At 65.3% G+C, this 10,192-nt stretch carries 9 protein-coding genes; 3 read left to right on the top strand and 6 right to left on the bottom strand.

Annotated elements, in window-relative coordinates; translation table 11 throughout:
* Positions 1-239 precede the first annotated feature (239 nt).
* The 5 genes from ADJ79_RS07350 to ADJ79_RS07330 form a co-directional block, all read right to left on the bottom strand.
* Complete coding sequence (locus ADJ79_RS07350; RefSeq protein ID WP_050715422.1) at positions 240-422, bottom strand: hypothetical protein; 183 nt, start codon at positions 420-422, stop codon at positions 240-242.
* Positions 423-672: 250 nt separating this feature from the next.
* Complete coding sequence (gene ilvC / locus ADJ79_RS07345) at positions 673-1,689, bottom strand: ketol-acid reductoisomerase (RefSeq protein ID WP_050715421.1); 1,017 nt, start codon at positions 1,687-1,689, stop codon at positions 673-675.
* A gap of 102 nt (positions 1,690-1,791) precedes the next feature.
* On the bottom strand, positions 1,792-2,031 hold the full coding sequence (locus ADJ79_RS15700) for a hypothetical protein (RefSeq protein ID WP_371256949.1): 240 nt from the start codon (positions 2,029-2,031) through the stop codon (positions 1,792-1,794).
* A 98-nt stretch (positions 2,032-2,129) separates the two neighbouring features.
* The gene (gene ilvN, locus ADJ79_RS07335) at positions 2,130-2,621 is read right to left on the bottom strand and encodes an acetolactate synthase small subunit (protein WP_050715419.1); all 492 of its coding nucleotides are present in this window, start codon (positions 2,619-2,621) and stop codon (positions 2,130-2,132) included.
* A 126-nt stretch (positions 2,622-2,747) separates the two neighbouring features.
* The gene (locus ADJ79_RS07330; protein WP_050715418.1) at positions 2,748-4,505 is read right to left on the bottom strand and encodes an acetolactate synthase 3 catalytic subunit; all 1,758 of its coding nucleotides are present in this window, start codon (positions 4,503-4,505) and stop codon (positions 2,748-2,750) included.
* A gap of 266 nt (positions 4,506-4,771) precedes the next feature.
* On the opposite strand from ADJ79_RS07330, the gene ADJ79_RS07325 reads away from it, so the two are divergent.
* The 3 genes from ADJ79_RS07325 to ADJ79_RS07315 all read left to right on the top strand — a co-directional run bounded on the left by ADJ79_RS07325 (position 4,772) and on the right by ADJ79_RS07315 (position 8,804).
* Positions 4,772-6,391, top strand: coding sequence for a glycosyltransferase family 39 protein (locus ADJ79_RS07325; RefSeq protein ID WP_050715417.1), 1,620 nt, complete (start codon positions 4,772-4,774; stop codon positions 6,389-6,391).
* Between the two features lie 125 nt (positions 6,392-6,516).
* Positions 6,517-7,155, top strand: a complete 639-nt coding sequence (locus ADJ79_RS07320; RefSeq protein WP_082203182.1) for a phosphatidylglycerophosphatase A — start codon at positions 6,517-6,519, stop codon at positions 7,153-7,155.
* A 269-nt stretch (positions 7,156-7,424) separates the two neighbouring features.
* A complete protein-coding gene (locus ADJ79_RS07315) occupies positions 7,425-8,804 on the top strand; it encodes a ferric reductase-like transmembrane domain-containing protein (RefSeq protein WP_050716489.1) in 1,380 nt (459 codons plus the stop codon).
* A 214-nt stretch (positions 8,805-9,018) separates the two neighbouring features.
* Here ADJ79_RS07315 and tgt read toward each other — a convergent pair whose 3' ends face one another.
* Positions 9,019-10,191 carry a tRNA guanosine(34) transglycosylase Tgt gene (tgt, locus tag ADJ79_RS07310; RefSeq protein WP_050715416.1) on the bottom strand — a complete coding sequence of 391 codons (1,173 nt, stop codon included), beginning with the start codon at positions 10,189-10,191 and terminating at the stop codon, positions 9,019-9,021.
* Between the last annotated feature and the right edge of the window lies 1 nt (position 10,192).

Here is a 10,192-nt window from a genome sequence, read left to right as displayed (position 1 = left end):
AAGCTGTTCAGAGCCGGGCCGCAAGGAGCAAAGGCCCGGGAACTGAGATGGCTGCACGGCGCGGAGAGATATCCGCGAATCAGCATGGGCAAGGCTGAATGGGCTGCGTCCTGCTTCAGCAGTATCTTTTGCTCTGTTATCCATAGCACAATGTCCTAGTAGATATTGCGCGAAATGGTGTTTCCAGCCCTTAAATTCGCTCTTCTTTTTGATGTATTTGGGCAAGTCCGGGCAGGCGCTCACATCCGCCAGTTGCCATACCCCAGCGTTGCGTAGATATTGATGGCCATGACCGCCAGCAGGCCCAGCGCGCCAACCAGCATGGCCCAGACGCCCGGCTTGCTCTGGCGGTATGAAAAGCCGCCCAGCAGCAAAAGGCAGCAGATGCTGACGGCGGCCATATTGAAGTGCAGAAGGTGCATGGCAGCTCTCCTCGTTTTCCATGAATGGATTGAATGCGCCCATTGTGGCCCCGGCAGGCGCTGCCGGGCCGCATGGCAAACGGGCTGCGGCAAAGGCCAGCAGCGGGCCTGGCCCGCAAGGCGCGTGATGCCATGCCGTGGGGAAACCCTGCCCGCGCGCGCCCTTTCCTTTTCTGCGGGCGCAAAAAAAGCTGCCCGCAGGCAGCTTTGGGTGTGGGGCGGAGCCGGGAAAAAGCCCGCAAAAAAGTCCTTAATTGCGGGACTTGTCCACCAGCTTGTTGGCCTTGATCCAGGGCATCATGGCGCGCAGCTGCTCGCCCACGATTTCGATGGGGTGCTCGGCATTGAGGCGGCGGCGGCTTTGCAGCGTGGGCGCGCCCGCCTGGTTTTCGAGAATGAAGCTCTTGGCGTATTCGCCGGTCTGGATGTCTTTGAGCGCCTGGCGCATGGCGGCCTTGGTGGCTTCGGTGACAACGCGCGGGCCGGTGACGTATTCGCCGTATTCGGCGTTGTTGCTGATGGAGTAGTTCATGTTGGCGATGCCGCCTTCATAAATCAGGTCCACGATGAGCTTGAGTTCGTGCAGGCACTCGAAGTAGGCCATTTCCGGGGCGTAGCCTGCTTCCACCAGCGTTTCAAAGCCGGCCTTGATCAGCTCCACCGCGCCGCCGCACAGCACGGCCTGCTCGCCGAACAGGTCGGTTTCGGTTTCTTCGCGGAAGCTCGTTTCGATGATGCCGGCCTTGCCGCCGCCATTGGCCATGGCGTAGGACAGGGCCAGATCACGCGCCTTGCCGCTGGGGTTTTGGTGCACGGCAATCAGGTGCGGCACGCCGCCGCCTTGCTTGTAGGTGCTGCGCACGGTGTGGCCGGGGGCCTTGGGGGCGACCATCCACACGTCCAGATCGGCGCGGGGCGCCACCTGGCCGTAATGCACGTTGAAGCCGTGCGCGAAAACCAGCGAAGCGCCCTGGCGGATGTGGGGCTCCACTTCTTCGCGGTACACCTTGGCGATGTGCTCGTCGGGCAGCAGGATCATGACCACGTCCGCCTGGCGGACGGCTTCGGCCACTTCGGCCACTTTCAGGCCCTCGCGCTCGGCCTTGGGCCAGCTTGCGCCGCCCTTGCGCAGGCCGACCACCACGTTCACGCCGCTTTCGTGCAGGTTCTGCGCGTGCGCGTGGCCCTGGCTGCCGTAGCCGATGATGGCCACCGTTTTGCCCTTGATCAGGCTCAGGTCGCAGTCTTTGTCATAAAACACTTTCATGGATTTTCTCCTGGTTTGAATGGATTGATTTTCACGGGAAATCCCGTCATGAAACGGCATTTTCTGCCGCCGGTTTTCCGCTCATGGCGTTTTGCCGCCTTTTCATGGCGCGGCTGGCGGCTGGGGCTGGCCGCCCAGCTTGCGGTCGATGGATTGCAGGGCTTCGTGCATTCTGAAAAACAGAATCAGCCATTCAAAGAATATGCGCACGACAAGCAGCCCCAGGCACAGCATGACAATGCCATTCCAAAAGCTGCCTTTGAACATCTGAATAAGGGACAAAACAATGACGAAGGCCGACAACAGCAGATAAACGCCTTTGGCAATCAGCGGCGTAACCATGACTTTGAAATCGAGAATATCCCGCATTTTTAATCTCCAGGTTGATGAAAAACCGGCCGTGGGATTGGTTTGTGATTTTCTTGATTCATGGCGGGCCTTCACACCCGCAAAACGCGCTCGCCGCGCCCGATGCCGCTGGCGCCGGTGCGCACGGTTTCCAGAATGGCGCTGCGCTCAATGGCGTTCAAAAAGGCGTCGTTCTTGGACTGGTTGCCCGTGAGTTCGATGGTGTAGCTCTTGTCGGTCACGTCGATGATGCGGCCCCGGAAGATGTCGGCCATGCGCTTCATCTCTTCGCGCTCCTTGCCGATGGCGCGCACCTTGACCATCATGTGCTCGCGCTCGATGTAGCCGCCTTCGGTCAGGTCAATCACTTTCACCACTTCGATCAGGCGGTTCAGGTGCTTGGTGATTTGCTCGATCACGTCGTTGGAGCCGCGTGTTTCGATGGTCATGCGCGAGAGGCTGGCGTCTTCCGTGGGCGCGACGATGAGCGATTCGATGTTGTAGCCCCGCGCGGAAAAGAGGCCGACCACGCGCGAGAGCGCCCCGGCTTCGTTTTCAATGAGAACGGCGATGATGTGTTTCATGGTGTCTGGTTCCTCTGAAGGCCGCCGGCGCTGGCCGAAGCGCCTTGCGCTGGCGCGCCGCTGGCTTGTGGGTCATGGCCTGCGCGCGTCTGGCAAGGCCGCGCCGCAGGCTGGCAGGCCGCAGCTTCAGGCCGCGTCCGTTCTCAGCATCATTTCCGTGATGCCGCGCCCTGCGCGCACCATGGGAAAGACGTTTTCCGTGGGGTCGGTGCGGATGTCGAGAAAGACGGTGCGGTCGCGCAGCTTGCGCGCTTCGCGCAAGGCAGGCTCCACGTCTTGCGGGCGCTCGATGAGCATGCCCACGTGGCCGTAGGCTTCGGCCAGCTTCACGAAATCGGGCAGCGCGTCCATGTAGGTGTGGCTGTAGCGGCTGCTGTATTCAATTTGCTGCCACTGGCGCACCATGCCCAGGTAGCGGTTGTTCAGGGCAATGATTTTCACGTGCGCGTCGTAGTGCTTGCAGGTGGCCAGCTCCTGGATGTTCATCTGGATGGAGCCTTCGCCGGTGATGCAAAACACTTCGCTGTCGGGCCGGGCGATCTTGATGCCCACGGCAAAGGGCAGGCCCACGCCCATCGTGCCCGCGCCGCCGGAGTTGATCCAGCGCCGGGGCTCGTCGAATTTGTAGAACTGCGCCGCCCACATCTGGTGCTGGCCCACGTCGCTGGTGATGTAGGCGTCGGCGCCGCGCGTCATGTTCCACAGCGTCTCGACCACGTGCTGGGGCTTGATGACTTCGGTATTGGCGCGGTCGTATTGCAGGCAGTCGCGGCTGCGCCACTGCTCGATTTGCTTCCACCAGGCGTCCAGCGCGGCCGCGTCGGGCCGGGCCGGGTTTTCGCGCAGCATGGCAATCAGCTCCGAGAGCACTTCCCTGGCGTCGCCCACGATGGGCACGTCGGTCTTGACGCGCTTGGCAATGCTGGAAGGGTCCACGTCAATGTGGATGATCTTGCGCTCTTGCTGCGCGAAGTGTTTGACGTTGCCGATCACGCGGTCGTCAAAGCGCGCGCCCACGGCCAGCAGCACATCGCAATGCTGCATGGCGTGGTTGGCCTCCAGCGTGCCGTGCATGCCCACCATGCCCACAAAGCGCCGGTCGGTGCTGGGGAACGCGCCCAGCCCCATCAGCGTGGCGGTCACGGGCACATTGAGCAAGTCTTCCAGCTCGCGCAGCTGCTGGCAGGCATTGCCCAGCAGCACGCCGCCGCCCACGTAAATCAGCGCCCGCCTGGCCGACAAAAGCAGTTGCAGCGCCTTGCGGATTTGCCCCGCGTGGCCCTTGCGCACGGGGTTGTAGGAGCGCATCGAAACGGACTCGGGGTAGCCCGTCCAGAGCGTTTTGTTGAAGGAAACGTCTTTCGGAATGTCCACCAGCACCGGGCCGGGGCGGCCTGTGCGGGCGATGTGGAAGGCTTTTTTCATCACCTCGGCCATCTGCCGCACATCCTTGACCAGAAAGTTGTGCTTGACCACGGGCCGCGTCACGCCCACGGCGTCGCACTCCTGGAAGGCGTCTTGCCCAATGAGCGGCAGCGGCACCTGCCCGCTGATGACCACCAGCGGAATCGAATCCATGTAAGCCGTGGCAATGCCCGTGATGGCATTGGTCAGGCCGGGGCCGGATGTCACCAGCGCCACGCCCACCTCGCCCGTGGCGCGCGCGTAGCCGTCAGCCGCGTGCACGGCGGCCTGCTCATGGCGCGTGAGGATGTGTTGGATGCTGTCTTGCTGGAACAGCGCGTCATAAATGTGCAAAACCGCGCCGCCCGGGTAGCCAAAAATCTGCCTGACGCCTTCGGCCTGCAAGGCCTTGATGAGAATTTCCGAACCGCGCAGCTCCTGCGGCGCGCGCTCGGACGTGTCAGACGTGCATGAGTCCATCGTGATCAACCTTTCGGAAATTTCAGTCGAGAAAAACCTTGGGTGCCCCTTGCCAGCCCTTGTGGGGCCGCGTCAGGACTTGAGGCCAGCGGCCATGGGCGGGCATGAGTGGCACCGCCGGGCCGTGACCCGTTTGCCTTGTGTATGTGCAGCCGCGCATTATGGCACCGCCTCCTGCGGCCAGGCCGGACGGCGGGGCCTGGCCAGGCCGGTTCATCGCCACAATCGCCGTCTTTGCCCAGCCTCCCGCTTTCGCCTGCCCGCCCATGCCGCCCCTTGCGCCTTCCGTTGATTCAGCTTTTTCTGGCAGCCAGCCCGCCGCGCCGCGCCAGGCGTGGTGGCAAATGGCGGCGCTGGCGTGCCTGCTCTGGGCATGGATGTCCACCGTGGCCAATGGCAATCTGGACAGCCAGTTCGACATGCTGGAGAACTACGCCTGGTCGCAATCTTTCCGCTGGGGCACGCACAAGCATCCGCCGCTATTTGCCTGGGTGGTGGGCGCGTGGTTCGCGGTGTTTCCTCAAACGGACTGGGCTTACCGCCTGCTTTCGTACGCCAATGTCTGGGTGGCGCTGGCCGGAGTGGCGGCGCTGGGCCGCCGCCTGGGGCTGGGAACGCTGGCGCAATGGGGGGCGCTGCTGCTGCTATGGAGCTTTCCCTACACCACGCTGGCGGGCAAGTTCAACGCCAACAGCCAGCTTTTGCCGTTGTGGCCGTGGACGGCGGCGCTGCTGCTGGCCAGCTGGCGCGCCAGCGGCTGGCGCGGCGGCTGCGCCAGCGTCTTGCTGGGCCTGCTGGCAGCCGCCTGCATGCTGGGCAAGTACTACAGCGGCGTCTTCCTGGCGGGCCTGCTGGCGCCTGTTTTTTTGCACCCGCAGGGGCGGCGCTGGCTGCTCACGCCCCGGCCCTGGCTGGCGCTGGCCGTGTTCGCGCTGGCGCTGTGGCCGCATCTGGACTGGGTGGCGCAACACGGCTGGGCCACGCTGGCCTACGCGGCCGACCAGAACGGCGGCCAGACGGTATGGCGTCACGTGCTGCGCTTCGCGCTCTCGCCCCTGCTGTACTGGCTGCCCGCCTGGCTTGCGCTGTGCCTGGCGCACGCCGCAGCCGGGCGGCGCGAGGCCGGCGGCTGGCGGCGCGCGGCAGTCCGCGCGGCCTGGCAAAGCTGGCGCCCGCAAGGCTGGGGCGACACGCTGTTCTGGCTGGCTTTCGCCCCCTGGGCGCTCACATTGGGCTTTGGCGTGGCGGGCGTGGCGGAGCTGTCCATCCCCTGGGCCATACCCATCGGCTATGCCTTTTCGCTGCTATGGCTGCGCAATTTGCGCGCGCTGGACGCGGCGGCGCTGAACACGGCGCTGGCGCGCCTGCAACGCGCCTGGTGGCCCGCGCTGGCCGTGGCGCTGGCGCTGGCGCTGGGCGTGGCCGCCTTCAGGGCGATCACGGGGCAGGCCGACTACTACCGCCCTTCGCGAGAAGCGGCGCAAGCCATCGTGCAGGACTGGCAGGCCCGCCATCCTGGCCAGACCCTGCACTGGGCAGGCGGCGAATGGGCGGAAAACGCCATGCTCGCCTTTTACGCACAGCCCAATCTGCACACCGTGCCCGGCCTGCCTGACAGCCTGCCCGCGCGCCTGACCTGGCCTGGCCCCTGGCAAAGCCTCGATGGCCTGCTGCTTTGCCCGCTGGGGCCGCTTTCACAGGCTCCGCAGCCTGCCGCCGTGCCAGCCACCCAATGCGTGGCGCAAGCGCAAGCCTGGCTGGCCGCGCGCGGCCAGCCCGCCGCGCCGCGCATGCTGACCGCGCAGCGCCACGGCTGGGCCTTTCCCCGCGCCATGCCATTCGCCTACGCGGTGTTTGACGTGCCTGCGGCAACGCCCGCCCCCTGAAAGACAAGCCAGGCTGCACTCACAAGATGAGCCAATCAGAGAGGTCATGAACACCCGCCTGCGCAGTCTCTGCTGAACCTTTTAACGATGGTTTTTGATAGCAAGCCCCTTCTCCGCCCCCTGCCATGACCGAGCCTGACCGCAACGCCGAGCCGCCACAACGATTGGAACAACTGGATCGCCTGCGCGAGCTGGCGCGCAGGCGCGAAAGCGCACGCGAAGCAGGCAATGCGCCCCCGCCCGCCGCCCGCCCCGGCTGGCGCTTTTTGCGGCATCCGGCGCACTGCATCGCCCTGGGCTTTGGCTCCGGGCTTGCGCCCGTGGCAGCGGGCACGGCAGGCACGCTGTGGGCCTGGGGCGTTTGGGCCTGGCTGATCGCGCCCTGGCTGCCAGCGCCCGCGCAAGGGGCGCTGGCAGCAGCGGCGCTGCCGCTGGGATGGTGGGCCTGCGCGGTGACGGCGCGCAAGCTGGGCCAGCCTGATCCGCGCGCCATCGTGTGGGATGAAGTGGCCGCTTTCTGGCTGGTGCTCTGGCTCATTCCTGCGGCCTGGGGCTGGGCCTCCCAAGCCGTGGCCTTCGCGCTGTTCCGCTTGTTTGACGCTGCCAAGCCCGGCCCCGTGCGCTGGGCCGATCAGCTCTTTCATGACCGGGGCGGCTGGCTGGGCGCGCTGGGCATCATGCTGGATGACCTGGTGGCCGCTGCCTGCACCTTGCTGGCTGTGGCGCTGGCCGCGCGCGCAGGCTGGCTGCCGCTGCACGTGTGAGGCTGCGCGTGCAGCTTGGGGCTTTTGCCTTCATTTCGCTCCTCTATCCATAGCATGATGTCCTAGTGGATATTGCGCAGCCGGTTATTTAAGGCCCTTTGATTAGCTCCTTTTTTTGATGCCATTGCAGCCGCTGCTGCGGATGCTCCGCCCAGTGGTGGCGCTGCGCCCGAGCTTTACCTGCGCTTGACGGGAAGCCGCGAGAATCCGCGCCTTTCCGGGCTTTGCCCAGGCGGCCTTCTGCGGCGGCCTTTCTCTTTTTTCCCGCCATGAAAAACATCCGCATCGCCCTTTGGGCCGTTTTGCTGGGCCTGACGGGCCTGTGGCTGCTGGCCGATACGCTGTGGCCGCAGCCGTTTCACTACTTCACCTTCCGCTCGGTGGCCGTGCAGTGGACGGGGGTGCTGGCCATTGGGGCGATGAGCGTCATCCTCGTGCTGGCCGCGCGCCCGGCCTGGGCCGAGCGCTGGCTGGACGGGCTGGACAAGTCCTACCGCCTGCACAAGTGGCTGGGCATTGCGGCGCTGGCCGCTTCGGTGGCGCACTGGTGGCTGGCGCTGGGCACCAAGTGGATGGTGGGCTGGGGCTGGCTGGTGCGCCCCGAGCGCGGGCCGCGCCCGAAGGTGACCGATCCGGTTCAGCTGTGGTTCAACAGCCAGAAAGGGCTGGCCGATACGCTGGGCGAATGGGCCTTTTACGGCGGCGCGGCGCTCATCGTGCTGGCGCTCATCAAGCGCTTTCCCTACCGCTGGTTTGCCAAAACGCACACGTTGCTGGCGGTGGCGTATCTGGCGCTGGTGTATCACTCGGTGATTCGCACGCGCTTTGCCTATTGGGCGCAGCCGGTGGGCTGGGTGGAGGCGGCGCTGATGCTCGCTGGCAGCGTGGCGGCGCTGATGGTGCTGGCTGGCCGCGTGGGCGCAAAGCGCCGGGTGCAGGCCACGGTGCAGGCCGCCGACTGGCTGGCGCCCATGCAGACGCTGCGCATGCGGCTGGCTGTGCCGCCAGGCTGGGCGGGGCACGCGCCGGGGCAATTCGCCTTTGTTTCTTTCAGCCGCGCCGAAGGGGCGCATCCGTACACCATCGCCTCGGCGTGGGACGGGCAGCGGCGCGAAATCACCTTTCTCGTCAAGGCGCTGGGCGACTACACCAGCCGCCTGCACGAGTGGCTGCGCCCGGGGCAGCGCGCCATGCTGGAGGGGCCGTATGGCTGCTTCACGTTTGAAGACGGCGCGAGCGCGCAAATCTGGGTGGGCGCGGGCATCGGCATCACCCCTTTCATGGCGCGCATGGAACACCTGGCGCGGCTGCGTAATGCAGGTGATGCTGCGGGCAGTGCAGGCGATGCAGGCGATGCAAAAGGCGCGCAAAACATCCGCCTGTTCTATTGCGCGCAGCAGCCCGATGCCGCTTTCACCGGCGAGCTTCAGGCCCTGGCCGCCCGCGCGGGCGTGACGCTGCACGTCATCGCCAGCCAAAGCGAAGGCCGCCTGACCGCCCAGCGCCTGCGCGAGCGCGCACCCGAATGGACCGCCGCCAGCGTGTGGTTCTGCGGCCCCACGGCCTTCGGCCAGGCGCTGCAACGCGAGCTGACGGCCGCCGGCCTGCCTGCCGGGCGCTTTCATCAGGAGCTGTTTGAGATGCGCTGAAAAAACGGGCCGCTCCGTCCATCAGACAAGATCAAAAACAGGAGCAAATTCAGAGGGTCTGAAATACCGTCTTGCGCAGCTTCCACTAGGACATCATGCTATGGATACAGGAGCTGAATAACCGGCCAGTCATGCTTGCTCCGCCACGCCTTTCTTACGCCAGCGCAGCGGATACGAGAGCGGGCATTGCAGGTGCCAGACGCTGAACAGGCTCTCAAACCCCGCGCGCACGGTCTTCGTGAAAGCGCCGCACGAACTCGCCGAAGGCGCCTGCGTCAAGCGCGGCGCGCATTTCGGCCATCAGGTTCAGGTAGTAGTGCAGGTTGTGCACGGTGGCCAGCATGGGGCCGAGCATTTCGCCGCAGCGGTCCAGGTGGTGCAGGTAGGCGCGCGAAAAGCCTTCGCGTCCGCCTTCGGCCCAGGGCACGCCGCTGCTGCCCGCGCAGGCGTGGCAGGTGCAGGTTTCGTCGATGGGGCGCGGATCGGCCTTGTGGCGGGCATTGCGGATTTTCAAGTCGCCAAAGCGGGTGAAATAGTGGCCGTTGCGCGCGTTGCGCGTGGGCATGACGCAGTCGAACATGTCCACGCCCTGCTGCACGCCGAACACCAGATCTTCGGGCGTGCCCACGCCCATGAGGTAGCGCGGCTTGTGCGCAGGCAGGCGATGCGGGGTGTGGGCGGTGATGCGCTGCATGTCTTCTTTCGGCTCGCCCACGCTCACGCCGCCCACGGCGTAGCCGGGAAAGTCCATGGCCACCAGGGCCTCGAGCGACTCTTGCCGCAGGTGCTCGAACATGCCGCCTTGCACGATGCCAAAGAGCGCGTTGGGGTTTTGCAGCCGCGCAAACTCGGCCTGGCAGCGCCTGGCCCAGCGCAGGGAAAGCTCCATGCTGGCGCGCGCTTCGCGCTCGGTGGTGACGTGGCCTTTGGTTTCGTATGGCGTGCATTCATCGAACTGCATGACGATGTCGCTGTTCAGCACGGTTTGAATCTGCATGCTGACCTCGGGCGTGAGAAACAGCCGGTCGCCATTGACGGGGCTGGCGAACTTCACGCCTTCTTCGCTGATCTTGCGCATCTCGCCCAGGCTCCAGACCTGAAAGCCGCCGCTGTCGGTGAGGATGGGCTTGTGCCAGTTCTCAAAACCATGCAGGCCGCCAAAGCCTTGCAGCACGTCCAGCCCGGGCCGCATCCACAGGTGAAAGGTGTTGCCCAAGATGATTTGCGCGCCCATTTCATGCAGGCTGCGCGGCATCACGCCTTTGACGGTGCCGTAGGTGCCCACGGGCATGAACACGGGGGTTTGCACCACGCCGTGGCGCAGCACAAGGCGTGCGCGGCGGGCGTGGCTGGCCGGGTCTTGCGTCAGCAGCTCGAATTGCAGCATG

Source organism: Ottowia sp. oral taxon 894, assembly GCF_001262075.1.
GTDB lineage: Bacteria > Pseudomonadota > Gammaproteobacteria > Burkholderiales > Burkholderiaceae_C > Ottowia > Ottowia massiliensis.
Note: the sequence above shows the minus strand (reverse complement) of the source record. Positions and strands in the feature narration are given on the sequence as shown.

Excerpts from the sequence above, each read along its gene's own strand:
- ADJ79_RS07350 (WP_050715422.1), bottom strand. The coding sequence starts at position 422 with ATGCACCTTCTGCACTTCAATATGGCCGCCGTCAGCATCTGCTGCCTT.
- ilvC (WP_050715421.1), bottom strand. The coding sequence starts at position 1,689 with ATGAAAGTGTTTTATGACAAAGACTGCGACCTGAGCCTGATCAAGGGC.
- ADJ79_RS15700 (WP_371256949.1), bottom strand. The coding sequence starts at position 2,031 with ATGGTTACGCCGCTGATTGCCAAAGGCGTTTATCTGCTGTTGTCGGCC.
- ilvN (WP_050715419.1), bottom strand. The coding sequence starts at position 2,621 with ATGAAACACATCATCGCCGTTCTCATTGAAAACGAAGCCGGGGCGCTC.
- ADJ79_RS07330 (WP_050715418.1), bottom strand. The coding sequence starts at position 4,505 with ATGGACTCATGCACGTCTGACACGTCCGAGCGCGCGCCGCAGGAGCTG.
- ADJ79_RS07325 (WP_050715417.1), top strand. The coding sequence starts at position 4,772 with ATGCCGCCCCTTGCGCCTTCCGTTGATTCAGCTTTTTCTGGCAGCCAG.
- ADJ79_RS07320 (WP_082203182.1), top strand. The coding sequence starts at position 6,517 with ATGACCGAGCCTGACCGCAACGCCGAGCCGCCACAACGATTGGAACAA.
- ADJ79_RS07315 (WP_050716489.1), top strand. The coding sequence starts at position 7,425 with ATGAAAAACATCCGCATCGCCCTTTGGGCCGTTTTGCTGGGCCTGACG.
- tgt (WP_050715416.1), bottom strand. The coding sequence starts at position 10,191 with ATGCTGCAATTCGAGCTGCTGACGCAAGACCCGGCCAGCCACGCCCGC.